General features: G+C 63.4%; 20 protein-coding genes and 1 pseudogene. 19 read left to right on the top strand and 2 right to left on the bottom strand.

Annotated features, from left to right (window positions below; translation table 11 throughout):
• The first annotated feature begins 9 nt into the window (after nt 1-9).
• The 12 genes and pseudogenes from AC1DUR_RS15720 to AC1DUR_RS15665 all read left to right on the top strand — a co-directional run bounded on the left by AC1DUR_RS15720 (nt 10) and on the right by AC1DUR_RS15665 (nt 13,770).
• Complete coding sequence (locus AC1DUR_RS15720) at nt 10-822, top strand: YoaK family protein (RefSeq protein WP_477719947.1); 813 nt, start codon at nt 10-12, stop codon at nt 820-822.
• A 114-nt stretch (nt 823-936) separates the two neighbouring features.
• On the top strand, nt 937-1,728 hold the full coding sequence (locus AC1DUR_RS15715) for a hypothetical protein (protein WP_477719903.1): 792 nt from the start codon (nt 937-939) through the stop codon (nt 1,726-1,728).
• A 278-nt stretch (nt 1,729-2,006) separates the two neighbouring features.
• Complete coding sequence (locus AC1DUR_RS15710; RefSeq protein ID WP_477719902.1) at nt 2,007-2,774, top strand: fused MFS/spermidine synthase; 768 nt, start codon at nt 2,007-2,009, stop codon at nt 2,772-2,774.
• 20 nt (nt 2,775-2,794) lie between these two features.
• On the top strand, nt 2,795-3,550 hold the full coding sequence (locus tag AC1DUR_RS15705) for a spermine/spermidine synthase domain-containing protein (RefSeq protein ID WP_477719901.1): 756 nt from the start codon (nt 2,795-2,797) through the stop codon (nt 3,548-3,550).
• Between the two features lie 72 nt (nt 3,551-3,622).
• Nucleotides 3,623-3,772: pseudogene (locus tag AC1DUR_RS15700) on the top strand (ribbon-helix-helix protein, CopG family); the annotation flags it as partial.
• 128 nt (nt 3,773-3,900) lie between these two features.
• Complete coding sequence (gene hyfB / locus AC1DUR_RS15695) at nt 3,901-5,925, top strand: hydrogenase 4 subunit B (RefSeq protein ID WP_477719900.1); 2,025 nt, start codon at nt 3,901-3,903, stop codon at nt 5,923-5,925.
• Nucleotides 5,926-6,009: 84 nt separating this feature from the next.
• Nucleotides 6,010-6,957, top strand: a complete 948-nt coding sequence (locus AC1DUR_RS15690; protein ID WP_477719899.1) for a respiratory chain complex I subunit 1 family protein — start codon at nt 6,010-6,012, stop codon at nt 6,955-6,957.
• 81 nt (nt 6,958-7,038) lie between these two features.
• Nucleotides 7,039-7,698, top strand: coding sequence for a formate hydrogenlyase (locus tag AC1DUR_RS15685; RefSeq protein WP_011481876.1), 660 nt, complete (start codon nt 7,039-7,041; stop codon nt 7,696-7,698).
• Nucleotides 7,691-9,154, top strand: coding sequence for a hydrogenase 4 subunit F (locus tag AC1DUR_RS15680; RefSeq protein WP_477719898.1), 1,464 nt, complete (start codon nt 7,691-7,693; stop codon nt 9,152-9,154). Before AC1DUR_RS15685 ends, AC1DUR_RS15680 begins: the two co-directional genes overlap by 8 nt.
• Nucleotides 9,155-9,158: 4 nt before the next feature.
• Nucleotides 9,159-10,709: a hydrogenase large subunit gene (locus AC1DUR_RS15675; RefSeq protein ID WP_477719897.1), complete on the top strand. Its 1,551-nt coding sequence runs from the start codon at nt 9,159-9,161 to the stop codon at nt 10,707-10,709.
• A gap of 11 nt (nt 10,710-10,720) precedes the next feature.
• A complete protein-coding gene (locus AC1DUR_RS15670; protein WP_477719896.1) occupies nt 10,721-11,266 on the top strand; it encodes an NADH-quinone oxidoreductase subunit B family protein in 546 nt (181 codons plus the stop codon).
• A 764-nt stretch (nt 11,267-12,030) separates the two neighbouring features.
• Complete coding sequence (locus AC1DUR_RS15665; protein ID WP_477719895.1) at nt 12,031-13,770, top strand: sensor domain-containing diguanylate cyclase; 1,740 nt, start codon at nt 12,031-12,033, stop codon at nt 13,768-13,770.
• Here AC1DUR_RS15665 and metG read toward each other — a convergent pair.
• The gene (metG, locus tag AC1DUR_RS15660) at nt 13,719-15,788 is read right to left on the bottom strand and encodes a methionine--tRNA ligase (RefSeq protein WP_477719894.1); all 2,070 of its coding nucleotides are present in this window, start codon (nt 15,786-15,788) and stop codon (nt 13,719-13,721) included. The two genes, AC1DUR_RS15665 and metG, sit on opposite strands and share 52 nt — an antisense overlap.
• Before the next feature lie 419 nt (nt 15,789-16,207).
• On the opposite strand from metG, the gene lon reads away from it, so the two are divergent.
• Nucleotides 16,208-18,577: an endopeptidase La gene (gene lon / locus AC1DUR_RS15655; protein ID WP_477719893.1), complete on the top strand. Its 2,370-nt coding sequence runs from the start codon at nt 16,208-16,210 to the stop codon at nt 18,575-18,577.
• Nucleotides 18,578-18,744: 167 nt separating this feature from the next.
• Entirely contained in the window at nt 18,745-19,137 is a 393-nt protein-coding gene (locus AC1DUR_RS15650; RefSeq protein ID WP_477719892.1) for a hypothetical protein, read from the top strand.
• Between the two features lie 110 nt (nt 19,138-19,247).
• Here AC1DUR_RS15650 and AC1DUR_RS15645 read toward each other — a convergent pair whose 3' ends face one another.
• The gene (locus AC1DUR_RS15645) at nt 19,248-19,721 is read right to left on the bottom strand and encodes a YbhB/YbcL family Raf kinase inhibitor-like protein (RefSeq protein WP_477719891.1); all 474 of its coding nucleotides are present in this window, start codon (nt 19,719-19,721) and stop codon (nt 19,248-19,250) included.
• A gap of 489 nt (nt 19,722-20,210) precedes the next feature.
• Between AC1DUR_RS15645 and apbC the strand changes: the two genes are divergently transcribed.
• From apbC to AC1DUR_RS15620, 5 genes are all read left to right on the top strand, one after another.
• Complete coding sequence (gene apbC, locus AC1DUR_RS15640; protein WP_477719890.1) at nt 20,211-21,302, top strand: iron-sulfur cluster carrier protein ApbC; 1,092 nt, start codon at nt 20,211-20,213, stop codon at nt 21,300-21,302.
• A 136-nt stretch (nt 21,303-21,438) separates the two neighbouring features.
• Nucleotides 21,439-22,026 (top strand): DUF3305 domain-containing protein, encoded by a 588-nt coding sequence (locus tag AC1DUR_RS15635; RefSeq protein ID WP_477721750.1) that lies wholly within the window; start codon nt 21,439-21,441, stop codon nt 22,024-22,026.
• Complete coding sequence (locus tag AC1DUR_RS15630) at nt 22,019-22,759, top strand: DUF3306 domain-containing protein (RefSeq protein WP_477719888.1); 741 nt, start codon at nt 22,019-22,021, stop codon at nt 22,757-22,759. Before AC1DUR_RS15635 ends, AC1DUR_RS15630 begins: the two co-directional genes overlap by 8 nt.
• The gene (locus AC1DUR_RS15625) at nt 22,686-24,827 is read left to right on the top strand and encodes a 4Fe-4S binding protein (RefSeq protein WP_477719887.1); all 2,142 of its coding nucleotides are present in this window, start codon (nt 22,686-22,688) and stop codon (nt 24,825-24,827) included. The genes AC1DUR_RS15630 and AC1DUR_RS15625 overlap by 74 nt, the downstream gene beginning before the upstream one ends.
• A 26-nt stretch (nt 24,828-24,853) precedes the next feature.
• A complete protein-coding gene (locus AC1DUR_RS15620; protein WP_477719886.1) occupies nt 24,854-25,471 on the top strand; it encodes a TorD/DmsD family molecular chaperone in 618 nt (205 codons plus the stop codon).
• Nucleotides 25,472-25,562 lie beyond the last annotated feature (91 nt).

Raw genomic sequence — 25,562 nt, 5'->3', positions numbered from 1 at the left:
ATTCAATTTATGCGCAACGAGGTCGATGGGCTGGCAAAGCTCGTTTTTTTTACACCGGCAAACTTTCTCCACGGCCTGACCCATCGCGTCAGAACGCGACGGAGCAATCGCCAATTGGGCGGAATGCTTGCGTGTATTGCTGGCGCTATCAATGCTGGGGGGTTTCTTGCGGTGCAGCGCTATACCTCTCACATGACCGGAATTCTGTCTGCCATCGCGGATGACCTGGTCTGGGGTCACACTGTTTTGGTTTTCGCAGGAATTGCGTCGCTTGCCTCATTTCTTTGTGGCGCCGCAACAACCGCAGTACTGATTAATTGGGCGCGGCGGCGGCAGATGCATGGCGAGTTCGCACTGTCGCTCATGCTCGAAGCGGTCCTGCTTCTGATCTTTGGCTTGCTGGGGGCCAACCTTCAGCTTTTCAGTGAACTGTTTGTGCCGTCCACCGTGCTACTGTTGTGCTTCATCATGGGACTGCAGAATGCGATCGTCACCAAAATATCCAAGGCCGAGATCAGAACTACACACATGACGGGGGTGATCACGGATCTCGGCATTGAGCTGGGACGACTGATCTACTGGAACCGCACGCGGGAAACCAATATCGAGCACTTCGTGAAGGCCGATCGCGACAAGCTGGTTATCCACGCGGCCATTCTCGGGTTGTTTTTTGTTGGGGGCGTGATCGGCGCTGTGGCGTTCAAGGCTTTGGGCTTTGCGGCAACAGTGCCCGTGGCCACCCTGCTCATGGTATTGGCCGCACCTCCGCTCCTGAAAGATTTCTGGTCACTCGGCAAGAAAATCCAAAGGGAAATGCCATGAGCCGCCGGGCCGTTCCCAAGGCGAATACCGCAGCGCGCAGCGCGGAGGTTACCCAATGAGCCGCCGGGCCGTTCCCAAGGCGAATACTGCAGCGCGTAGCGCGGAGGTTGCCCAATGAGCGCTGGGCAATCGAACAAGCCGACGGATCCCGTGAACCGGCACATCAAGCTGCTGCGGTACACGCCGCGATCGGGAGGCTTCAGCCGTGTATTCGGTGCGGTTTGGAAACGCCGCGATGAAGTTCACTGGGCGTCGCCGATTGTGCGAAGAATCGATGACGTGTTTGATCCGCAACCTTTCGTTGCCCGTTTCCCAGACGCTGCTTATGAATTTGACCACTTCGTCGCAGCTGTCGCATGGCTGGAATCGGTTTGCTACGCGGCGCGAGAACCATTTGAAGTTGCTCGTGCCTGCGAGACAGAAACTGATCTGGGGCTGAGCTGTATTCGGTATAAAGGCCCGGATCGCGGAGAAGATCTCGCCAGCCTGCTCGGAGGAGAGGGGGCCCAGGCGCAGTTGCTGGACGTCGAGTTGCTCAGGACTGCTGTCAGCCTGACGCTGGAGCACCTTGTCAAAGAGCATGCAGTGCTCAAGGGCCTTCCGCTGGAACTGATCTCCCAAGGCACCGATGAATGCGCGCGCCTTCACCTGCCTGGTGATCAAATCGTACGCATCTACTTTGATCGCGACACCCCGCCGGGTGATGTGTTGCCGAAATTGCTGGTTGAGAGCGATCGATTGGACCGCGAGGCTCCCACATCGGAAGTATCGTTCCTGGTCTTTGCCCAACTCAAGACGGCACTGCCCATCACGCCGACCACCAGAGTACTCGCGACTGGCATGAGGCTGCCACACATAGCAAACGGCCTGGTTCGGCTGGTTTGGTCTACACCGCTGTCGCCATGAAACGGCCCCGCAAGCCTCGGGGAGAAATGCAGCTGGGTAATCCCGGGTGCACCTCGCCTCAAAACGAAGCCTTGAACTTTTCCTGCAGGAGCCGTGCAGCTGATCGGCTGCGCCGCGCCTGAATGGAGGTGCACGGTCCATTCATATCCGGACTCCGTCCACCGCCATGTGCATGACCACCAGCACGACCGCCTTGGTCGTCACGGAAATTCAAGGTGACAAGTTCAGTCAACTGTTTTGCGAAACGACGCTGTTCCGCCCATTCATTCGAGCCACCCATGCCAGACCATCCTGAGTACCACCAGCATCTGCGGCCATTCGTCGACGAAACGCTGACCTCGAAGACTTTGTACTTCTCGGACTGCGACATTCAAAGCAGGATGCAGATCGGCCGGCCAGACCTGCTGTTGCTGGAGTACACGCGACTCATGATGGGGTTTTTGCTGCTGGTTCCCCGTCCCGGCAGTATCGCGATGGTGGGTCTTGGTGGTGGCTCGCTAGCGAAGTTTTGCTACCGGTACCTGCCCAAATCGCGAATTGAGGTGATTGAAATCAACCCCCATGTCATCGCCCTGCGCGATAAATTTGAGGTTCCCAAAGACGACCATCGCTTCCATGTTCATGAGGCGGATGCGGCCGACTTTGTCCGTACAGCCCAGTGCCGATACGACGTGATTCTGGTCGACGGATTCGACAGTGATGGGCTGCCAGCGTGCCTTGCCTCTCGCACCTTCTACGACAACTGCTTTGACCTGCTTGAACCCCATGGTGTTCTGGTGGCGAATTTTCATTCTCACCACCAAGACTCCGCAGTCTGCATGGATCGCCTGAAAAGAAGTTTTGAGGAACGTATGCTGACCGTCATCCATGACCACGAGCGCAGCAATACCATAGCCTTTGCATGCAGGGGCGCGCTCACAGGCACGCTATTGCACAGCCCGTTGCATTGCCCGCCGCATCTGCCCCCTGAGGCGTGGGCCCAGCTGGTGCCCGACCTGGCGAGGGTCAAGGACGCATCAGGATGGCAACCTCGAGAAACCCTGTAACAGCCGGTTCAGCAGAAAAGATGCCCAATACCTTCGAAGCCCTGCAGCATGCGGAGCCCTTCGTGATCGAGACACCGGGTACCCGGTCACTGCATTTCACCCGCCTGGAGATGCAAAGCCGGATGTTTCTCGACCAGCCGGACTGGCTGAGCCTGGAATACACGCGCTTGATGATGGGATTCCTGCTGTTCATGAGCCAGCCCGAGCATATCGCCATCATCGGGTTGGGCGGCGGCTCGCTGGCCAAGTTCTGCCACCGGTACCTGACGGAATCGCGAATCACCGCGGTTGAGGTCAATCCGCACGTCCTCTCGCTTCGCGACAAGTTCCATGTTCCACCGGATGGCGAGCGCTTCTCCGTGGTTTTGGGCGACGGGGCGGACTTCGTCAGGACAGCGGAGGACTTGCTCGATACCTTGCTTGTAGACGGCTTTGCGGCAGAGGGGATTCCGCATCAGCTGTCATCGCAGAGCTTCTACGATGACTGCTTTGCAGCATTGCGCCGCGGCGGGATCGCGGTTTTTAATCTGGACGGAGATGACAGCGATTCTGGGCAATACATCGAAAGGATCGCCCGAAGCTTTGACGCTCCCATCTTGCGAGTCAGCGCCGCTACTTGTACGAATGTCGTGGCGTTCGTGTGCAAAGGCGATCTGATGCTCAATCATTCCGTATGCACGGAAGCATTGCCGCAAGAATTCAAGTCCGATGTGCGCGCGCATCTTCTTCCGGCATTCAATCGCATTCGTCTGGCGCTGAAAGACCTGCGACGTTAGGCGTTTGTTGATCACATGGCATTCATGTACGATGTGACGCATGTAACCATCGCATTGTCATGCCGAGGATGTATGGAGCTCAAGACCGCGCGGCTAACGCTGCTCATTGATCCGAACAAGAAGGCGGCACTGGAGCGCCTTTGCGCGCAACAGGATCTGACGGTATCGCAGGTGGTGCGACAACTTATCCGCGGCTACCTCGCGCAGCATGGTGTCCAGTACACGCCGGGCAGGTTACCTGTGAACGACTCCGAGCCGGTTGATCATGTTGCCCCGGCCCTGGCAACGCCAGCCTTGACAAGCGGTAAACCACCTCCTGTGAAGCGACGTGTAGCGCGCCGGCCTGGTTCATGAGCAGCCTGCTCCCCGTCGCGCATTGGCTCATCCTCGACTGGATGCTCGTGGTCATGCTGGGCTGGCTGATCGTGGGGGCCGCAGGGGTCATGGCCCTGCATCGTCTCGTCCTGGTGTCCCGCGTGCTTTTCCCGGTCGGCGGCCTGCTCGGGCTGGCGCTTTTCGGCCTGGCTTTCGGTGCGGTGCTTGGCACGCCTGAAGTCGCCGTGCTGCCCATCGGTCTGCCGGCATTGCCATTCCATCTGCGACTGGACAATCTTTCCGCGTACTTCCTGATGGTGATCGGCGCAACATCGGCTGGCATCTCAACGTTCGCGGCAGGCTACTTCCGCAAGGGCGAAGGCACGTTGCCGGGCCTGTTGTGCCTGGAGTACCACGTGTTTCTGGTCACCATGGCGGGAGTCGTGCTGGCCGACGACGCCTACTCGTTCATGGTGATGTGGGAGACGATGGCGCTGGCGTCGTTTTTCCTGGTGACCGCGAACCACCGCATCCCGGAGGTGCGCAGCGCCGGCTACCTCTACATCACGATGGCGCGCATCGGCGCGATCGCCATCCTGCTGTGCTTCGGCGTGCTGCAGGCCAACACCGGCGACTACACCTTCGCCAACATGCGGGCGCAGGCCCCGACACCCTTATGGGCTTCGGTCGGTTTCTTGCTCGCCGTATTTGGCTTCGGCGCCAAGGCCGGCATCCTGCCCCTGCATGTATGGCTGCCGGAGGCCCATCCGGCTGCACCCTCGCCGGTGTCGGCCCTGATGAGCGGTGTCATGCTCAATACGGCCATTTACGGTCTGATGCGCGTGTCTTTCGACTTGCTGCACATGCGCATGTGGTGGTGGGGCGGGCTGCTTCTGGCCGTTGGCCTGGCCACGGCCCTGTTCGGCGTGGTCTTCGCGGCGGTGCAGACCGACATGAAGCGGTTGCTGGCCTATTCGTCGATCGAGAACATGGGCCTGCTGTTCGTCGGCATCGGCCTGACGCTGATCTTTTCGGCCTACGACATGAATCCGATGGCCGCACTGGCCCTGACGGCGACGCTCTACCACGTCGCCAGCCATGCCTGCTTCAAGAGCCTGCTCTTCCTCGGCACCGGCAGCGTCCTGCACGCCACGTCCGAGCGAAACCTCGGCAAGCTGGGCGGGCTGATCCGCACCATGCCCTGGGTCGGCTGGCTGACACTGATCGGCGTGCTGGCCAGCGCCGGCCTGCCGCCGCTCGGCGGGTTCGTATCGGAGTGGTTGCTGCTGCAGAGCTTTCTGTTCACGCCGAGCCTGCCGTTGCCGCTGCTGACCATGCTGATCCCGGTGGTCGCCGCGCTGATCGCTCTGGTGGCCGCACTGGCCGGCTACACAATGGTCAAGTTCTTTGGTGTGATCTTCCTCGGCCAGCCGCGCGAGGGCAAGCTCGCCGGTGCCCACGACGCCGGACGTTGGGAGATCGCGGGCATGGTGTGGCTGGCGCTCGGCTGCATCGCGCTCGGCCTGCTGCCGACCCAGTTCATTCAACTGATCGACCCAGTGACGCAGCAGCTCGTCGCGTCGGGTCTCGGGGCCAAGGTGGCGGCCGGCGGCTGGCTGTTGGCGCCGAACAGTCTCGAGCAGGCGAGCTACGGGCCGGTGATTTTCCTGCTCGGCATCCTGGGCAGCTTCGCACTGGCTTACCTGCTGGTGCGCTGGTTCTATCACGGTCGCGTGCGTCACGGACTGCCTTGGGCCTGCGGTTTTCCATGGGGCAACGCCCGCATGCAGGATACGGCGGAAGGCTTCGGCCAGCCGATTCGCCAGATTTTCGAGCCCTTTTTCCTGATGCAGCGCGAGCTGCCGTCGCCCTTCGACGAACAGCCGCGGTATCGCGTCAAGGTCGAGGATCACTTCTGGCGCTGGCTCTATGTACCGATTGCCCATCTGGCCAAGTACCTGGCGCGACTGATCGGCCTGATGCAGCAGGGGCGCATCGCGGTGTACCTGCTGTACAGTTTCCTGACCCTGATCGCCACGTTGCTGGCAGTGATGCGATGAGGTCATCATGAGCACAGTGCCGGGCCGGTTCCATGCAGTGCTGCGCCCCCCGGGAGCCGGGCGCGCAGTGACCTGGGGGCAGACATGACCTTCTCCGGCTTTCTGTCGCAGTTGCTCGAGATCATCCTCGCGATCTCGATGGCGCCGTTGCTGACTGGCTGGGTCAATCAGTGGCATGCCTGGCTGCAGAACAAATCCGCGCCCAGCCTCTGGCAACCGTACCGGATGCTGCACAAGCTGTTCAACAAGGAATCGATGGTGGCCGACAACGCATCGCGCCTGTTTCGCATCGCGCCTTACGTGGTGTTTGGCTGTATGGTGCTGGCATGCTCGATCATCCCCACCGTCTCCACAGACCTGCCACTGGCGACGGCGGCCGATGCGATCGCGCTGGTCGGCCTGTTTGCGCTGGCGCGCGTGTTCATCTCGCTGGCTGCAATGGACATCGGCACTGCCTTCGGCACCATGGGTGCGCGGCGCGAGATGCTGATCGGCTTCCTGGCCGAGCCGGCGCTGTTGATGGTGCTGTTCTCTGCATCGCTCATCTCAAAATCGACCTCGCTCACCACCATCGTCGAGACGCTCGCCCATCGCGAACTGGCGATCTACCCTGGCCTGGCCTTTGCCGGTGTTGCATTCACAATGGTGTCGCTGGCGGAGAACGCGCGCGTGCCGGTCGACAACCCCGCCACGCACCTGGAACTGACGATGATCCACGAGGCGCTCATCCTGGAATACTCGGGCCGCCACCTGGCGTTGATCGAGTGGGCGGCCAGCCTGAAGCTGTTCGCCTATTCCTGCATCGGTTTGGCCTTGTTTTTCCCCTGGGGTGTGGCCGAGGCTCGGGCCCCGCTGGCCATGCTGCTGGCGCTGCCCGTACTGGTGTTCAAGCTCGCGATCGGCGGCTTCCTGCTTGCCGTGCTGGAGGCGTTTTCCGCCAAGATGCGCATCTTCCGCGTACCCGAGTTCCTGGCCACCGCCTTCCTGCTGGCGGTGATCGGGATGCTGGTGCAACTGCTACTGGGGCAATGATGCGATGCCTCCAGGGTCAATTCGATCGCCGCCCCCCAGGGGGCAACCCAGTGCCCTTGATGCGGCCGGACGGGTACTGAGATGAGCGCCTTGCTGACCCAGTTCGTCAATCTGCTCGGCGCGGTGCTGCTGATGCTCGCGTTTGCGATGATCGCGCAGCGGCGCATCCTGTCGCTGATTCACCTGTTCACGATGCAGGGCGCGACGCTGGTGCTGGCGACCGGCGTGGTCGGCTACGTGACGAACCAGCCGCACCTGTACATCTCGGCCGGCGTGACTTTCGTGCTCAAGGTGCTGTTGATCCCGTACCTGCTGCACCGGGTCATCGACCGCCTCAATATTCGCTGGGACGTCGAGACGCTGATCAACATACCGACGACCATGCTGATCGGCATCGTGGTCGTGATCTTTGCATTCGACCTCGCGATGCCGATCGCGCGGCTGTCGTCGGCGCTGGCCAGCGGCACGCTGGGCATCGCACTGGCCTGCGTACTGCTGTCCTTCCTGATGATGATCACGCGCGCGAAGGCGGTGCCGCAGGTGATCGGCTTCCTGGCGATGGAAAACGGCCTGTTCTTTGCCGCCACTTCAGCCACCTACGGCATGCCTATGGTGGTGGAGCTCGGCATTGCGCTGGATGTGCTGATCGGCGTGCTGATCCTGGGTGTGTTCATGTTTCAGATCCGCGAGCAGTTCGACAGTCTGGACATCAGCCATCTCGAAAAACTCAAGGATGACTGAGTTGCTTGCCCTGGCCTTCCTCCTCGCAACCCCGCTTGTCGGCGGGCTCGCGCTGGCGCTGGTCGGCCACCACGACAACGCACGCGACGTCAATGTAGCCTTCAGCCTGGGTACCTTCATCGCCGCTTGCGTGCTCACGATACAGATCATCGACGGCGGGCCACTGCTGGTGTGGGGCAATGAGTTCTACATCGATGCGCTCAACGTGTTTCTCGTCTCGCTGACCGCGTTCGTCGGCTTCACCACCTCGATCTTCTCGCGGCCCTACATGCGCATCGAGCGCGACCACGGCAAGATGACCCCGCCGCGCCTGCGCCTTTATCACAGCATGTACCAGCTGTTCAGCTTCACGATGCTGCTGGCACTGACGACCAACAACATGGGAATTCTCTGGGTCGCGATGGAGGCCGCGACACTGACCACCGTTCTGCTGGTCAGCGTCTACCGCACCGCGGCCAGCCTGGAGGCCGCGTGGAAATACTTCATCCTGTGTGGCGTGGGTATCGCCCAGGCGCTGTTCGGCACGGTGCTGCTCTATATGGCGGCCGAGAAGGTTATCAGCGCCGAGGCCGGTGCCTTGCTCTGGACCAACCTCGATGCGGTGAAGAGTCAGCTCGACCCGAACATCATCACGCTGGCGTTCGCGTTCCTCTTCATCGGCTACGGCACCAAGGTCGGCCTGGTGCCGCTGCACAACTGGTTGCCGGACGCCCATGCCGAGGGACCTACGCCTGTGTCTGCCGTGTTGTCGGGCCTGCTGCTGAACGTGGCGCTCTATGCAATCTTGCGTTGCAAGGTGCTGACGGACGGCGCGCTGCACAGTCATCTGGCCGGCCGGCTGATGATGGGCTTCGGCCTGCTGTCGGTGGTGGCTGCGGTGTTCCTCATGATCCGGCAGAAGGACGTCAAGCGCATGTTCGCCTACTCGTCCATCGAGCACATGGGAATGATGACTTTCGCGTTCGGCATGGGCGGCCCGATCGCCAATTTCGCCGGGCTGCTGCACATGACGGTGCATTCGCTGATCAAATCCGCGATCTTTTTTGCCGTCGGCCACGCCACGCAGAAGGCTGGTACACAGGTCATGGAAAACATCCGCGGGCTGATCAAGGTCAGCCCGACGGTCGCCTGGGGCCTGATGCTCGGATCGCTGGCCATCCTGGGCATGCCGCCATTCGGGGTCTTCGCCAGCGAGTTCCTGATCGTCACGACCGCGATGCGCGAGCAGCCCTGGGCGACGCCGTTCCTGTTGATCGCTTTGGGCCTGGCATTTGCATCAGTCTTCAGCCGAATCCAGCCAATGGTGTTCGGCGAGACCAACGTCAAGCCTCTGGCGCATCCGCCAGCGCTGATCCCGGTGTTTGTTCACCTGGCGCTTGGGCTGATGCTGGGCCTGTACATCCCGCCCTATCTCAACGCCTGGTACCGGCAGGCGGCTGCCATGCTGGGAGGCTGATCATATGGCGCTGTCGAACCTCGGACTCGACCTGCGACGCCTGCCGGCACCTCTGCCGATGTGGCACGGGCAGGTCGGTCGTGACGCCTGGAGCGCCGTGGCACGCACTATCGCGGACACCGGCGGGCGACTGGTTTCGGTTTGGGGCGTGGACCGCCGGGCCGGCGGCGGCGCCATGGCGGCCTGTGCGGCCTATGCCGTATTCGAGGGGTTGGTCTGGCTCGAACTGCCGCTCGACGACGCGACACAGGGCTTTCCGGATCTGTCCTCCGCGTTCCCGTGCGCCGCCCGGATGCAGCGCGCCATGGCCGACCTGTCGGGCCTGCATGCCGACGGCAGTCGCGACGACCGCCCGTGGCTGGACCATGGCATGTGGTCGCCCGGAGGGCCCCCGCTGCAACACGATGCAGAACCGAAGGCTGCGAGCGCCGGCACGTTACCCGACGATTACCCCTTCGTGTGCGTTGAAGGCGACGGGGTGCATGAGATCGCCGTCGGCCCGGTACATGCGGGCATCATCGAGCCTGGCCACTTCCGTTTCTCGGTGGTCGGCGAGAAGGTACTTCGGCTGGAAGAGCACTTGGGCTACACGCACAAGGGCATCGAGCGCCGCTTCACCGAACTGGCGCCGATCGAAGGCCACCGGCTCGCTGGCCGCGTGTCGGGCGACTCGACGGTGGCCTACGCCTGGGCCTACTGCATGGCGCTCGAATCGGCCTGGGGCAGCGAGATACCGGCAAGGGCGACCTGGCTGCGTGCGCTGATGCTGGAGCGCGAGCGCGTGGCCAACCACCTGGGTGACCTCGGCGCCCTGGGTAACGACGCGGCGCTGGCCTTCGGTTTGGCACAGTTTTCGCGCCTGCGTGAGGACTGGCAGCGCTTGTCCAAAGAGGCCTTCGGCCACCGCTTCATGATGGACGCGGTGATACCTGGAGGCGTCGCGGTCGACCTTGTGCCGCCGATGCTGGATCGCCTGCGCAAGCAGTGCGACGACATCGAACGGGACGTGCGCGCGCTGAAGGTCGTGTACGACGAACATGCGGGCCTGCAAGACCGCTTGCTCACCACCGGGCGGGTGACGCCTCAACTCGCCGCCCAACTTGGCCTCACGGGTCTGGCAGGGCGTGCCAGCGGTCAGACGGCCGACCTGCGCTGCGACCACGAATGGGCTCCCTACGACCGGTTCGAGGTCGCGATGGCCACGCACCGTAACGGCGATGTCGCCGCGCGCGTGACGGTGCGCTTCGAAGAGACGTTCGAGTCGCTGAGACTCATCCGCGCCATTTGCGCCGGCTTGCCGGGCGATCCTGCGCATGTCGACCTGCGGCCACCGGCTATGCCATCCCTGGGTGCGGGCTGGGTGGAGGGCTGGCGCGGCGAGGTTCTCGTCGCGCTCGAGTTGGGGGGTGATGGCCGGATCGTGCGCTGCCACTGTCACGACCCGTCGTGGCAGAACTGGCCGGTGCTCGAGCATGCCATCATCGGCAACATCGTTCCGGACTTTCCGCTGATTAACAAGTCCTTCAATCTCAGCTATTCGGGGCACGACCTCTAGAGATCCCTGACATGTGGCACATCCTCAAACAAATCACTCGCACCGGCATCATCACCGAACCGGCTCCGGGCATTGACGACGCCCAACGCGCCGCGATCGAGCGCATCCACCGCGATATTCTGCTTATCCTCGGTCAGGCGCTGACCATCCGCGAGGTCGATGCCGGCTCGTGCAATGGTTGCGAGCTGGAAATCCACGCGCTCAACAACCCTTACTACAACATCGAAGGACTGGGCATCAAGTTCGTCGCCAGCCCACGCCACGCCGACATGCTGCTGGTGACCGGCCCGGTATCGCGCCACATGGACGAGGCGCTGCGGCGCACCTATGACGCGACGCCAGAGCCGAAACTCGTGGTCGCGGTGGGGGACTGCGGCTGCACGGGTGGTATTTTCGGCGAGAGCTACGCGAGTTGTGGCCGCGTCGCGAACGTGATTCCTGTTGATGTCGCCGTGCCTGGCTGCCCACCGCCGCCCATCGAGATTCTGCGGGGGATCCTGACCGCGGTGCGGCAGCGCCGACCCGGTCCGGCGGGAGCTAGCCAGGCAGGCCGCTGACGGGTTCCTGTCGTGATCAATGAAAAAGCCGCGTTGACGCCAGCGTGAAATGCGGTTGGAAAGCGCAGACGCCATCAAAAAACCGAACACTGATCCGCATCGCGCGATGCAAGCGCCATCGTCGCCACGGGTCAAGTCGGGTTTTAAAAAAATGGTCGGAAGTTGACCCTTTGGCGCGCACAGACGCCCACGTCGGCACGGGCGGTGAAGATCAGCAGCTTGACCAGGCCGCAGCGCCCAGGCTGCCGTGCACCATGAAAAATGAAGGCGTCGGCGGGCCGGCCCGTGGGGACCGCCGAGCCGCCCAGCGCGGAGATCATGCGCCCGCAAGGATGGCCATCCAGCTCCCGGCTTCGGGCTTGAGTCCCGAGACCATGGCAAACGCCATGGTCAGAACAACGGGAAAACAACGGGAAGACAGGACAAAAAAGATAGTCTATTCCGTGACATATGCCGGTAGTCAGAAATGTAAATTATTGTTACATTGTTGATGTAGCCTGGATTGAGGCTGTGCGAATCAGGGGCTCTTCGTGACGCCTGTTTGTTGTTTCCGGTGGGGGTGCCCAGGCCTCCTTCGTTTTCAACAAGGCATCGTATTGACCATGTTGTCTGGGTTGTCTGGGGGTAAGCAGTTGCATCGCTTTTTGCGCTCATCGCTGGCAAGGGTCCTGCGGCTGGCAGGCTGTCTGGCCGGACTGCTGCTGGTCCACGGGCAGGTTTTTGCCCAGGAGACTGCGGGCCTTCAAGCGGTGGAGCCGCGACCCGTGCACGCGCAAATCGCTGCCACCGGCATGTCAGGCCTCCACAAAGAAGCGCTGGTGCTGCTCGATACTGCTGGCGACCTGACGGTCGATCAGGTCCATGCGCGGTTTGAGGCGGGCGAGGGGCAAACTGTCGGTATCGGGCAGATCATGCCCACCGGTGGCGGCCGCATACTCTGGTACTGGCTCCAGCTGCCTTCCGTGGCCGCGCCTACCCGGGTCGTGCTGGAAGTGCCGTATCCCGGCATGGACAACGTGGAGCTGTACCGTCTGGCGTCGCACGCGGGCGGCGGCGGCGAATGGCAACTGCAGCGTTCGGGTGACCTGATCCCCGTCATGTCCTGGCCCCTGCGGCATCTACACCCGGCCTTCGAGCTGCTGCTGCTGCCGGGCGAAAGCCGGCCTACCTACCTGCGCGTGGCGCACAGCTACCCCATCAACGTGTACTGGACCCTGTCGGACGCTCGCAGTTTTCAGGAAAACAGCGAAGACTGGCATCTGCTGCTGGGCATTTACATCGGCCTGGTGTTGCTGATTGTCATGATGAGCGGCGTCCATGCGGTGTCCTGGCGCGATTCGATCCATCTCTTTTTTGCCGGCTATGTGCTGGTGGTGGCGTTGGGCCAGCTGTCCCTGACGGGGCTGGGCGGAGAGTATTTGTGGCCGGGCTCGGCCTGGTGGAACGACCGCGCGCCGGTGGCGCTGACACTGCTGGGCGCGGCTTTGCTGCATCTGCTCCTGCGCCAGCTCGTGGTGGAGCGGGATGTTTCCTCCTGGCTGTCCAGGTGGTTGCTGGTCATGGGGGGGCTCGGTGCCATGGTCGCGCTGGGCTTTGTGTTGGCCGGCCGCAAGCCCTATTTTGTCTTCCCGCCGCCTTACTACCTGGTCAGCCTGCTCAGCTACCTGGGTGTGGCGGGCTGGTATGCGCGGCGCAGGCCCCGCGTCGGCCTGTGGGTGCTGGCGGCCATCATCTGTCTGGCGGGCGGGTCCATCTTCCCGCTGCTGACCCGGCTCAGCGTCGTACCCCTCAGTGCCGCCAGCCAGTATGGCGCGCAGATTGGCACTGCCCTTGAAATCCTGCTGCTGCTGATTGCCCTGTATTTCCGCAGCAACGAGCGGCGGGACAACCAGGCGCGTGTGGGCGCGCTCGGCCGCGTGGATCCGCTGACCGGCGTTGCCAGCCATCGGGTCCTGCTGCGGCGGCTGGAGCAGCTGATTCTTCGCCAGCAGCGCCACCCGGGTGCGGGGGCGGTCCTGCGCATCCGCGTCGGCAACGCCATTGACATTCGCCAGGAATACGGCATGGAGGCCGCGCAGAGCGCGGTGGTGCATGCCGGCGCCTGTATCACGGCCGTGGCCCAGGAAGGCGACACCGTGGCACGGCATCGCGATGGCGATTTCGTGCTGATCCTGCCGGGCAATGTCACGCGTGAGCAACTGACCGCCATCGGACAGCGTCTGATCGCCCGCGGGCTGACCGAGAGCCCCAGCCTGCCGCCCAGGACGGTGCTGCGGCTCAAGGTCGCCGTGGCGCAGGCACCCTTCAAGACGAGTGACCCCGCGCTGCTGCTGCAGGCACTGGGGGCTGTGCTGGCGGAGCTTGCAGGGCACGCCGGCACGGCACTGCGGTTTGTCAGCGGGCCGGATGCCTCACGCGCCGCGCCGAAGCAAACGCCCGGGACACCGCCGGATCAGCGGATGCGCAAGCCCGGTGACGCGCCGGACAAGGGCTCCAGCACGTAAATGCCGGGCTGGGCCTTTTCATCGGCATGGCTGGCGGCCAGCACCATGCCTTCGCTGACACCAAACTTCATTTTGCGCGGCGCCAGGTTGGCCACCACCACCGTGTGCTTGCCAATCAGCTGGTCGGGCGTATAGGCCGAGGCGATGCCGCTGAAGACGTTGCGCATCTTGCCTTCGCCCACATCCAGCGTCAGGCGCAACAGCTTGGTGGAGCCTTCCACGGCTTCGCAGTTGACGATCTTCGCAATGCGCAGGTCCACCTTTGCAAAATCGTCAATCGTGATCGGGGCCGCCAGCGCTTCGCCGCCGGGGGTGAGCTGCTCAGGCTCGGGAGCGGCAGCCGGTGGCTCGAACAGCGCGTCCAGCTGCTTCACGTCGACGCGCTGCATCAGGTGCTGGTACTCGCCGATCAGGTGGCCGCTACCGAGGCTGGCTCCCGCATCCCGGAAGGTCAGCGAACCGGTTTTCAGGAAGCCTTCAACCTGGGCGCCCAGTGCGGGCAGCACCGGCTTGAGGTAGATGGTCAGCAGGCGAAAAGCCTCAATGCAGACCGTGCACACGTCGAGCAGCCGCACTTCCATGCCTTGCTGCTTGGCCAGTTCCCAGGGCTTGTTCTGGTCCACATAGCCGTTCACGCGATCGGCCAGCTGCATGACCTCGCGCAGGGCCTTGCCATATTCGCGTTCGGCATAGAGCTCCTGGATCGCCGGTGCGGCAGCCCGCAGCACTTCGAGCAGGGCGTCGCCGTCCGCTGATGGCTCGCCAAGCCGGCCGTCAAACCGCTTGCTGATAAAGCCGGCCGCACGGCTGGCAATGTTGATGTACTTGCCGACCAGGTCGGCATTGACGCGTGCCATGAAGTCTTCCGGGTTGAAGTCGATGTCTTCATTGCGGGCATTGAGCTTGGCGGCGAGGTAGTAGCGCAGCCATTCGGGATTCATGCCCAGGTTGAGGTACTTGAGCGGGTCCAGCCCGGTGCCGCGGCTTTTGCTCATTTTTTCGCCGTTGTTGACGGTCAGAAAGCCGTGCACAAAAACGTTGTCCGGCGTCTTGCGGCCGCTGAAATGCAGCATGGCCGGCCAGAACAGGGTGTGGAAGGTGATGATGTCCTTGCCAATGAAGTGGTACTGTTCCAGCCCCGGGTCGGCCATGTAGGCGTCGTAGTCCAGCCCTTTTTTGTCCAGCAGGTTTTTCAGCGAGGCCAGGTAACCGACCGGGGCGTCCAGCCACACGTAGAAATACTTGCCCGGTGCATCCGGAATCTCGATGCCGAAATAGGGTGCGTCGCGGCTGATGTCCCAGTCGTCCAGGCCTTCGCTGGTGGTGCCGTCGGCGTTTTGGCGTGGCGAAAACCACTCCTTGACCTTGTTGGCGACTTCCGTTTGCAGCATGCCGTCCTGGGTCCAGCGCTCCAGAAAAGCCACGCAGCGCGGATCGGAGAGTTTGAAGAAAAAATGCTCCGAACTCTTGAGCACGGGCGTGGCGCCCGACAGGGCCGAGTACGGGTTGATCAGGTCGGTCGGCGCATAGACCGCGCCGCATACCTCGCAGTTGTCGCCGTACTGGTCTTTCGCGCCACATTTGGGGCACTGGCCCTTGATGAAGCGGTCGGGCAGGAACATGTTCTTGTCGGGGTCGAAGAACTGCTCGATGGTTTTGGTTTCGATCAGCCCGGCCTTTTTGAGGTCCAGGTAGATCTGCTGCGCCAGCTGGTGGTTTTCCGGCCCATCCGTCGAATGCCAGTTGTCAAAGCTGATGTGAAAACCGTCGAGGTAAGGCTTGCGGCCCGCGGCGATGTCGGCCACGAACTGCTGGGGTGTTTTGCCCGCTTTTTCGGCGGCGATCATGATGGGCGCGCCATGCGCGTCGTCGGCGCCGACAAAGTTCACCTCATGGCCCTGCATTCTCTGGTAACGCACCCAGATGTCGGCCTGGATGTATTCCATGATGTGGCCAATGTGGAAATTCCCGTTGGCGTAGGGAAGTGCAGTGGTGACGAAAAGGCGGCGCTGGGACATGGTGGGTGCTTTGGTAGGGCTAACCCATGATTTTAAGTCGCCTGACGGCGTTTGCCGTTCTCACCCCGTGACTGGGTATTTTCCGGGGCGTTTCGGTCCAGTGCGCCACGCCGGGTTGCGTGCAGCCTTCGCCCATGCCTTGCCGGCGCTTGATGTAGATCAAGCATGGAGTTGGCCGCCCGTTGCCCGGCCGCAGAAGACGTGCCTATACTGGATTGCGTTCTGGCTGCGGGTCCGTGGCGATGGGTCTGCCGCCGGGCGGGAATCAGCTTTCTAGCGGCCCGGCGGCGAGCCTGAGCAAGTCGAGGTGAGCGATGAACCCTGCAATCGGGCTGCCCTGCGGGCAGCTGCCACGTCAACAGTCTGCCGGCACTTGCCGCGGGGGCTTCCCGCGCAGCCAGGCCATCGGGTGAAATGCCATGACTGCGCCAGTTCATGATCGGCCGGCCCTTCCGGAAGGGGTGATTGCGCTGGTTCCCATGCGCAATGTCGTGCTGTTTCCGCATGTGCTGGTGCCCATCACCGTCGGTCGCGCCAAATCGGTTGCGGCGGTGCAGCATGCGCACCAGACTGGCGCCGGGCTGGGCATCGTGCTGCAGCGGGACGCAGCGATTGACGACCCGGGCCGCGACGCGCTGTACGACGTGGGAACCATCGCCAAGGTGCTGCAGCACGTTGACGCCGACGAGCAGCTGCAGCACGCCGTCTGCCAGGGCGTGGAGCGCTTTCGCATCGAGGCACTGGTCGAGGGCTACCCGTTTCTGGCCGCCCGTGTGCAGCCCATCCCGGAGCCGGCCGTGATTTCCACGCAAGCTGAAGCGCTGGGGCTGCAATTGCGTGACCGCGCAGTGGAAATTCTGGCACTGCTGCCGGGTGCGCCGGCCGAACTGGCCCACACGCTGCAGTCCGTGCGCTCGCCATCGCACCTGGCGGACATCGTCGCGAGCCTGCTGGATGCCGAGCTGGTCGAAAAGCAGATGCTGCTCGAGACGGAGAGCCCGGAAGACCGGCTGCCGAAGGTATTGCAGATGCTGGAGCACCGCATCGAGGTGCTGCGCCTGTCGCAGGAGATCGGCGAGCGCACCAAGGAACAGATTGACCTTCACCAGCGCAAATATCTGCTGCGTGAGCAACTCAAGGCCATCCAGAAAGAGCTCGGTGAGAGCGGGGACGAGGACGAGGATATCGTGCGCCTCGAAGAGCTCATTGCGAAAGCCGGCATGCCGGACGATGTGCAGGCCCAGGCGCGCAAGGAGCTCGGGCGCCTGCAACGCATGCCGGATGCGTCCGGCGAGTATTCGATGCTGCGCACCTACCTGGAGTGGATGACCGAACTGCCGTGGGCGGCCCCGCCGGCCAACCCGATCGATCTGGGCGAGGCGCGCCGGATCCTCGAAGCCGACCACTACGGGCTGCACCGCATCAAGCAGCGCATTGTCGAGTTTCTGGCGGTGCAAAAGCTCAACCCGCAGGGGCGCGCGCCCATCCTGTGTTTCGTCGGGCCACCCGGTGTGGGCAAGACCTCGCTCGGCCAGAGCATTGCACGCGCGCTGGGGCGGCCGTTCGTGCGGATGTCGCTGGGTGGCGTGCATGACGAAGCCGAGATTCGCGGCCATCGCCGCACCTACATCGGCGCCATGCCGGGCCTGATCGTGCAGAGCCTGCGCAAGGCCGGCGCACGCCACTGCGTAATGATGCTGGACGAGGTTGACAAGCTGTCTCTCAGTGCCCACGGCGACCCGTCGGCCGCGCTGCTCGAGGTGCTGGACCCGGAGCAGAACGCCACCTTCCGCGACAATTACCTGGGGGTGCCCTTTGATCTGAGCCGCGTGGTCTTCATCGCCACGGCGAACGTGATCGACCAGGTGCCCGTGCCGATGCGCGACCGCATGGAGGTGATCGACCTGCCGGGCTACACGCAGGAAGAAAAGCTGCAGATTGCGCAGCGTTACCTGGTGCAGCGCCAGCGCGAGGCCAACGGCTTGCGCGACGGCCAGTGCGAACTGACGCCCGCGGCGCTGCAGTCCATTGTGGCCGACTACACGCGTGAGGCCGGGGTGCGCCAGCTCGAGCGCGAGATCGGGCGCGTCATGCGCCATGCAGCGGTGCAGATCGCCGATGGTTCGACGCCGCAGGTGTGTGTCGATGCGGCCGACCTGGACGCGCTCCTCGGCGCCACGAAGTTCGAACACGAAACCGTGTTGCGCAGCAGCGTGCCGGGTGTGGCCACCGGGCTGGCCTGGACGCCGGCCGGGGGGGACATCCTGTTCATCGAGGCAACCCGTGTGGCCGGCTCGGGCCGCCTGATCCTGACCGGTCAGCTTGGCGATGTGATGAAGGAAAGCGCCCAGGCGGCCCTGACGCTGGTGAAGTCCTGCGCCGCCATGCTGCACCTGCCGGCAGACGCCTTCGACGACATCGACGTGCACGTGCATGTGCCGGCGGGGGCGATCCCCAAGGACGGACCCAGCGCAGGGGTGGCGATGTTCATCGCTCTGGCCTCCCTGTTCGCCAACCGCGTGGTACGCCACGATGTGGCCATGACCGGCGAAATCAGCCTTCGCGGCCTGGTGCTGCCGGTCGGCGGTGTCAAGGAAAAAGTGCTGGCCGCGCAGCGTGCCGGCGTGCACACCGTGCTGCTGCCGCAGCGCAACGAGAAGGACCTGCGCGATGTGCCCGAGGCAAGCCGCCAGGACCTGACTTTCGTCTGGCTGAACAATGTGGACGACGCCATTCGCGCGGCACTGGGCGACGCCGTCATCAGGGGCGCCGGGTTCGAGCTGGTTTGAGGGCGGCGCCATGCCCTGGACCGCACAGCGCGCCCCGCGCGCCCGGGTGACGCGACGGCGGCGAAGCGGGGACAATGGACTAATTCTGTAGGACTCTTGAGTCCCCGGTCTTGACCGCAGAACGTGCGCTATCGCTGTCGACACCGCCGGGACGGAAGGAGGCGATGATGACACGCACGGCAAAAACCAGGCTGAAATCCAAGCTGAAAACCAGGGCAATGGCCAAGGTCAAGGCCAGGGTAAGGGCCAAGGCAGGCACTCCGCGCTGGGACGATGCGCCTGAAGAGGGTATGGAACCCGATGCCGACAATGGATGGGACCGGATTGTGGCCCGCCCGGACGGCTACCACTGGCTGACACCTGACGGCAAGCAGGAGTTCGGCCCGTTCGAGACGGTCGAACTGGCGCGGGAGGACATGGATGCCGCCGACGAGCGAGCGCTGGCGCCGGCCATCACCTTGTCAGAGGCCGAGCGCGAGATCGGCATTGCCGAATGGCTGGACCCCGAGACCGGTGAGCCGGCCGAGGGTCCAAGTCCGCCTTGTCCGGAAGAGGAATGAGCGCGTGAATGACCGCGCCGCCCGGTCGGCGGCGCATGCCATGCTCAAGGCTGCGCGCGCTGGCGACTGCTGGCATGGGGCAGTCGATCACGCCGATGACACCAATCAGTTCAGGGGCGGGCCTTCTGCTTCTGGTAGGTGCCGACCAGTTCGGCCCGGGCCAGCACGTGGCCCTGCATGGCGTGCTCGACAGCCGCCTTGGCTGGTTGGTGAAGCGCGGGCAGTGTCGTGTCGAGGGCGTAGAGCTTGAAAAAATAGCGATGCCGCCCGATCGGTGGGCAAGGCCCGCCATAGCCCGGGCGGCTCCAGTCGTTGAGGCCTGCGCGCGTGCCGGCGGGCAGCGGATCGCCGCCCTCGGGCAAACCGGGCGCGGCCGGCGGAATATCGATGAGTACCCAGTGCACCCAGGTTCGCTGCGGTGCAGCCGGATCGGGCGCATCGGGATCATCAACAATCAGCACCAGACTGCGGGCAGTGTCCGGAACACCGGTCCAGCGCAGCGCTGGCGCGATGTCCTCACCCTCGCAGGTATGGCGTTGCGGGATATCGCCCTGGGGCGTGAAAGCGGTCGAGGTCAGTTCCATGAACCATCTCCTGAGAAGACTGAGAAGAAGGGAGGGGTGCCAGGTCGACAGGCATGAAATATCCCCAGGCCAAACACCGGACGGCGGGCCGGGAAGCCATCTTTCCACCGCCACCACTGCCATCCCGTGACACATTCTGGTCCTGTTCCAGCCTGCGTGGATTGAGCAAGATCAAGACACCGGCCTGCCGATGCCTTGTCAGGTCATGGCTTCTCCGCGCTGGCGATGCGCCCTCATCCGCATTGCCTTAGACTTCTCTTCAAGCCCGGGAGCCTGTCGGGTTGGGGCACCGTCGGCTGCAAATCGGCCAGAGTGGTCCATTTTTACCGTCGTTTTGTCCCGAGCCCCGGCTGGGGCCGGAAAACTCGGCAATCGCCCTCGCTGGGGGCTTTTTCCAATTGGCTGTCCCATGCCCGACAATCTCCCGACCGCCAGGCAGCGCGCCCCAGCGCTCCCGGCCTGCCCCCAATTCAATCGGAGATTTCCCAGATGGCTGTAGAACAATCGGCAATTTTGAACGCGCTGCAAGGCGTGCTTGACCCCAACACCGGCAAGGATTTTGTCAGCGCAAAAGCGCTCAAAAACCTGCAGATCACCGACGGCGACGTGTCCTTTGACGTGGAGTTGGGTTATCCAGCCAAGAGCCAGATGGCGGCTATCCGCAAGATGCTGATCGCGGCGACCAAGGGGGTGGCCGGCGTGAACAACGTATCGGTCAATATCGCGGTCAAGATCGCCGCCCACAGCGTGCAACGCGGCGTGCAGCTGCTGCCCAATGTGAAGAACATCATTGCCGTGGCCTCCGGCAAGGGCGGCGTGGGCAAGAGCACCACCGCCGTTAACCTCGCGCTGGCCCTGGCCGCTGAAGGCGCCAGCGTGGGCCTGCTCGACGCCGACATTTACGGCCCCAGCCAGCCCATGATGATGGGCATCGAAGGCCGGCCCGAGAGTGTGGATGGCAAGAATATGGAGCCGATGGAAAACTACGGCATTCAGGTCATGTCCATCGGTTTCCTGGTGGCGCAGGACGAGGCCATGATCTGGCGCGGCCCCATGGCCACCCAGGCGCTGGAGCAGCTGCTGCGCCAGACCAACTGGAAGGACCTCGATTACCTGATCGTCGACCTGCCGCCCGGCACCGGCGACATCCAGCTCACGCTCTCCCAGCGGGTGCCCATGACGGGTGCCGTGATCGTCACGACGCCGCAGGACATCGCACTGCTGGACGCCAAAAAAGGCATCAAGATGTTTGAGAAGGTGGGTGTGCCCATCCTGGGCATCGTGGAAAACATGGCGGTGCATGTGTGCAGCCAGTGCGGCCACGCCGAGCACATCTTTGGCGAGGACGGCGGCAAGAAACTGGCGGCCGACTACCACATGGACTATCTCGGCGCGCTGCCGCTGGATATCAACATCCGCCTGCAGGCCGACAACGGCAGGCCCACGGTCGTGGCAGACCCCGACGGCGACGTGGCCGCCATTTACAAGGCGGTGGCGCGCAAAATGGCCATCACCGTGGCGGCCAAGGCGAAAGATTTTTCGGCCAAATTTCCGACCATCACGATTTCAAAAAATACCTGAAAAAATACCTGAGCTCCCGTCAGGCGAACCGGCGGGCGTCCCGGCGCCCGCTGACGATGCCTGCTGTCGGCGCCTGACAAGCCCCAACGCGCATTGTTGGTTTAGGGATTCATGGAGTCCGCCGTACACTGCGGCCATGGCTGATTTCCTGATGCAGTCCCCTGAGACGGGGGACGCTGTTCACCGTCCAACCCTGCTGGTGGCGGTGGTCATGTGCCGGGAGCGCATTGACAACCGCTGGCAGCCCTGGCGCTGGGTGCTGGCCGATGTGGTGCCGCAGGAGGAGGCCTTCGGCAACCAACCCCGCTTGCTGCTCAAGGACGACCGCGAGGAGCGCTGGTTGCACCCGGGCTTCAGGGTGGAGCTGTTTTTGGGCGATGCCGAGGGTTATTACCTGAATGTGACCGCACCCCATCCCTGCTTCTGGGTGGTGTGGCGCATGGAGGAAGAGGCGGGTCTTGCAGATGAGCCGGTGGCCGTACCGCAGACCGTTACCTTGAGCTACCACGACGCCGGGCGCTGGCTGGACGCGCAGGAAACCGTCGAACAGGTTCCCGCACCGCCCGACGTGGTGCAGTGGCTGCAGGAGTTTGTGGACCGGCATCATGTGCTGGAACCCAAGCGGCGCCAGCGTCCGCAAAGCTTTCAGTCCTTGCAGGATCGTTTTGGCAATCCCGCGCGGGTGAGTACTGACAAGAAACCGGACGGGCCCGGCCATGGCTGAAGAGCGCGGGGGATTCCTGGGCCGGTGGGCTCGCCGCAAGTCTGACGCCCTGCAGGGCAAGCCGCTCGAAGAGCCTGCGCCGGCGGTGGCCCCGGGGGGTAACGCCGGCGCCATTGTGCCTCCGCCAGACGGGACGCAATCCGCACCGGCTGCGGCGCCACCTTCCGCTCCCGATGCCATCGTGCCCGCGGAAAAAGAGCTGTCACTCAATGACGTGCGGTTTTTGACCAAGGACTCCGATTTCAAACCCTTCATGGCCGAGGGGGTGGGGCCTGAAGTCAGGAACGCGGCCATGAAAAAGCTGTTTGCCGATCCGCACTTCAATGTGATGGATGGACTGGACACCTACATAGATGACTATTCCATCTCCGAGCCGATACCCGAGTCCATGCTTCGGCAGATGGCCAGTGCGAAATTCCTCAAGCTGTTTGATGACGAGGAGGATGACAAGGATGACAAGGCGGAGAAGGATGACCAGGATGACCCGGAAAAAATCCAGGCGGCTGTAGCGCGGGAAAATGCGAATAACCCTGATGGTGAAACCGTGGCACAGTCATCAGAAACCGCGGGCATGATAACGCCAGACCCTGTCAACCCCGACAACCGCAGCCAAGCCGGGTCATTGCCTGACGCCGGCGCCAGCCAACGCCCAGAAGACCATGCCCACACTGATTTGCGACTGCAACCAGACCATGCCCCTCCAGCCCCAGGCGGTGGGCGCGGCACTCAATGAAGATCTGACGCGGCATTCGACCTTGTGCCGGCGCGAGGCCGGCGCGTTCCAGAAGGCGGTCCAGTCAGGTGATGACGTCGTGGTGGCCTGCACCCAGGAAAAGCGCCTCTTTGCGGCGCTGGGCGAGCAGACCGCGGGGGCGACCTCGGTGGTCAGGTTCGTCAATATTCGTGAAACCGGCGGCTGGAGCAAGGACGCTTCGACCGCCAGCCCCAAGATCGCCGCGCTGCTCGCCGTCGCGCACCTGCCTGAGGCAGAACCCGTCTCGACCGTCACCTACAAAAGCGCCGGCCGCCTGCTGATTGTCGGCCCGCTGGACCAGGCCGAGCAGGTGGCTGCGCTGGTCGCCGATGCGCTGGACGTGACGATTTTTTCGCAAGGTGTCGCTGACCCGGCGCCGGGCGGCTTTCCCGCTCAGGAGCGCAAGTACCCGGTCATCAGCGGTACCGGCCTGAGCCTCAAGGGCTGGCTGGGCGCTTTTGAAGCGAAATGGACAAAAGACAATCCGATTGACCTCGACCTGTGTACCCGCTGCAATGCCTGCATCGCGGTGTGCCCCGAAGGCGCCATCGACCTGAGCTACCAGGTGGACAGCAGCAAATGCACCTCGCACCGGGACTGCGTGGCCGTCTGCAAGGCCGCCGGCGCGATCGACTTCAACCGCGAAGCGCAGGCAGTCACCGAGGCGTTTGATCTCGTGCTGGATCTGGGGCGCCAACCCCTGATCGCGCTGCACGCGCCACCCCAGGGCTACTTTGCATGCGATGCCTCGGCCGGGCTGGTCTCGCCCGGTTTGCTGGCCACGGTGGTCAAGCTGCGTGACCTGGTGGGCGAGTTTGAAAAGCCCAAATTCTTTGCCTACAAGCAAAAGCTGTGCGCCCACAGCCGCAATGAAACCGTCGGCTGCAATGCCTGCATCGACATCTGCTCGGCCGGCGCGGTCAGCAGCCAGAAAGAGCGCCAGCAGATCGTCGTCAATCCCAATCTGTGCATAGGCTGCGGCGCCTGCACCACCGTCTGCCCAACCGGCGCGCTCACTTATGCCTATCCCCGCGCCAGCGAGCAGGGTGTCCGCCTCAAGACCCTTCTTGCCACCTATGCCCGGGCCGGCGGTGCGCACCCGGTGCTGCTGTTCCACAGCCAGGGCGCCGGCCAGCAGGCCATCGAGGCGCTGGGTCGCGCCGCCCGGTTGCAAAAAAACGTGCAGGGCGTGCCGGCCAACGTCATTCCGCAGGCCTTGTGGCATACCGCCAGCCTGGGGCTGGACGTCTGGTTGAGCGCCCTCGCGTTTGGCGCCGAACAGGTGGCCGTGCTGGTCACCGATGAAGAGGCGCCGGCCTACCTGGAGGGCTTGGCGGACCAGATGCGGGTGGCGCAGGCCATCCTCGGCGGCCTGGGCTATGCGGGCGTTCATTTTCAGCTGGTGCGCACCCAGCCGGGCGTCCATGCCCGGGCGCTCGCCGGCCTCGATGCCAGCCTGCAAACCCTGGCGCAGGCCAGGCCCATGGTGCCCGCGGTCACTGCCCGCTTTGCGGTAGTCCAGGAAAAACGCAGTACGCTGGACATGGCGCTGGACCACCTGATTGCCCACGCGCCTGCCACTGTGCCTGAAGCGATTGAGCTTCCCCGCTCAGGCTCGCCATTTGGAAGCCTTGTTGTCAACACCGACACCTGCACCCTGTGCCTGAGCTGCGTGAGTGCCTGCCCGGCCAGCGCGCTGCAGGACAACCCCGAACGTCCGCAACTCAAATTCATTGAAAAGAACTGCGTGCAGTGTGGTTTATGCGCGGTTACCTGCCCGGAAGACGCCATCACGCTGCAGCCGCGGCTTTTGCTGACGCCCCAGCGCAAGGAGGCGCGCGTGCTCAACGAGACGCAGCCCTACCAATGCATACGCTGCGGCAAGCCCTTTGGCACGCTCAAGGCCATCGAGTCCATGCTGGGCAAGCTGGCGGGCCACGCCATGTTTCAGGGCGCGGCTGCGGACCGCCTCAAGATGTGCGGCGACTGCCGGGTCATCGACATCTACTCTGCAGACAACGAACTCAAGATCACCGATATCCGCTAGGCGGGCACACACACGACGACACACACATGATGCAAGCGCAACTCGTATCCTCCGGCCTGGACGAAGAAACCGCACGCGCGGAGGTCTATGGGCTGCTCGCGGCGCTGTACTACGCGGCGCCGTCTGCCGAATTGCACGGCAACATCCGCGTCGCCGTCACCGAAGCACCGGCGGCGGGGGCCGTGCTCGAGAGTTCCTGGCAAGAGCTGGTCGCCGTGGCGCGCGAGCAAAGCCTGGCAGACATCGGGCAGGAATACGATACCCTCTTTGGGGGTGTGGGCAAACCCGAGCTGTATCTCTTTGGATCCCATTACCTCAGTGGCTTCCTGAACGAAAGGCCGCTGGCGGCCCTTCGTACCGACATCGCCGCACTGGGATTGGCGCGTGACGAGGCCATGCCGGAAACAGAAGACCATGTGGCCTACCTGTGCGAGGTCATGCGCTACCTGATTGCCGGTGACGACGTGGAGGTGGCCAACCTGACGCGCCAGCGCGAATTTTTTGCACGGCATGTCCAGCCCTGGGTGCCCCTGATGTGCGACGCGATCATGCAGCACCCCAAGGCCCGGTTTTACCGGGCACTCGCGACCTTCACCCAGGCCTTCATCAGTGTCGAATCACAAGGGTTTGACATGCTCGCCTGAAGGGCATTGGCATGTCCCGCAACGGCCTCCAGGCCATCCGTCCCCATCCGTTCCATGTCCGCCTCAAATTGAGACACCGGCCGTCTCCAGG

This window comes from Polaromonas sp. P4_F4, assembly GCF_056401355.1.
This window is presented reverse-complemented; position numbering and strand designations above follow the sequence as displayed.

Excerpts from the sequence above, each read along its gene's own strand:
- AC1DUR_RS15645 (WP_477719891.1), bottom strand. The coding sequence starts at position 19,721 with ATGGAACTGACCTCGACCGCTTTCACGCCCCAGGGCGATATCCCGCAA.
- AC1DUR_RS15690 (WP_477719899.1), top strand. The coding sequence starts at position 6,010 with ATGACCTTCTCCGGCTTTCTGTCGCAGTTGCTCGAGATCATCCTCGCG.
- hyfB (WP_477719900.1), top strand. The coding sequence starts at position 3,901 with ATGAGCAGCCTGCTCCCCGTCGCGCATTGGCTCATCCTCGACTGGATG.
- metG (WP_477719894.1), bottom strand. The coding sequence starts at position 15,788 with ATGTCCCAGCGCCGCCTTTTCGTCACCACTGCACTTCCCTACGCCAAC.
- AC1DUR_RS15630 (WP_477719888.1), top strand. The coding sequence starts at position 22,019 with ATGGCTGAAGAGCGCGGGGGATTCCTGGGCCGGTGGGCTCGCCGCAAG.
- AC1DUR_RS15650 (WP_477719892.1), top strand. The coding sequence starts at position 18,745 with ATGACACGCACGGCAAAAACCAGGCTGAAATCCAAGCTGAAAACCAGG.
- AC1DUR_RS15620 (WP_477719886.1), top strand. The coding sequence starts at position 24,854 with ATGATGCAAGCGCAACTCGTATCCTCCGGCCTGGACGAAGAAACCGCA.
- AC1DUR_RS15685 (WP_011481876.1), top strand. The coding sequence starts at position 7,039 with ATGAGCGCCTTGCTGACCCAGTTCGTCAATCTGCTCGGCGCGGTGCTG.
- AC1DUR_RS15635 (WP_477721750.1), top strand. The coding sequence starts at position 21,439 with ATGGCTGATTTCCTGATGCAGTCCCCTGAGACGGGGGACGCTGTTCAC.
- AC1DUR_RS15670 (WP_477719896.1), top strand. The coding sequence starts at position 10,721 with ATGTGGCACATCCTCAAACAAATCACTCGCACCGGCATCATCACCGAA.
- AC1DUR_RS15680 (WP_477719898.1), top strand. The coding sequence starts at position 7,691 with ATGACTGAGTTGCTTGCCCTGGCCTTCCTCCTCGCAACCCCGCTTGTC.
- apbC (WP_477719890.1), top strand. The coding sequence starts at position 20,211 with ATGGCTGTAGAACAATCGGCAATTTTGAACGCGCTGCAAGGCGTGCTT.
- AC1DUR_RS15675 (WP_477719897.1), top strand. The coding sequence starts at position 9,159 with ATGGCGCTGTCGAACCTCGGACTCGACCTGCGACGCCTGCCGGCACCT.
- AC1DUR_RS15625 (WP_477719887.1), top strand. The coding sequence starts at position 22,686 with ATGCCCACACTGATTTGCGACTGCAACCAGACCATGCCCCTCCAGCCC.
- AC1DUR_RS15705 (WP_477719901.1), top strand. The coding sequence starts at position 2,795 with ATGCCCAATACCTTCGAAGCCCTGCAGCATGCGGAGCCCTTCGTGATC.
- AC1DUR_RS15715 (WP_477719903.1), top strand. The coding sequence starts at position 937 with ATGAGCGCTGGGCAATCGAACAAGCCGACGGATCCCGTGAACCGGCAC.
- lon (WP_477719893.1), top strand. The coding sequence starts at position 16,208 with ATGACTGCGCCAGTTCATGATCGGCCGGCCCTTCCGGAAGGGGTGATT.
- AC1DUR_RS15710 (WP_477719902.1), top strand. The coding sequence starts at position 2,007 with ATGCCAGACCATCCTGAGTACCACCAGCATCTGCGGCCATTCGTCGAC.
- AC1DUR_RS15720 (WP_477719947.1), top strand. The coding sequence starts at position 10 with ATGCGCAACGAGGTCGATGGGCTGGCAAAGCTCGTTTTTTTTACACCG.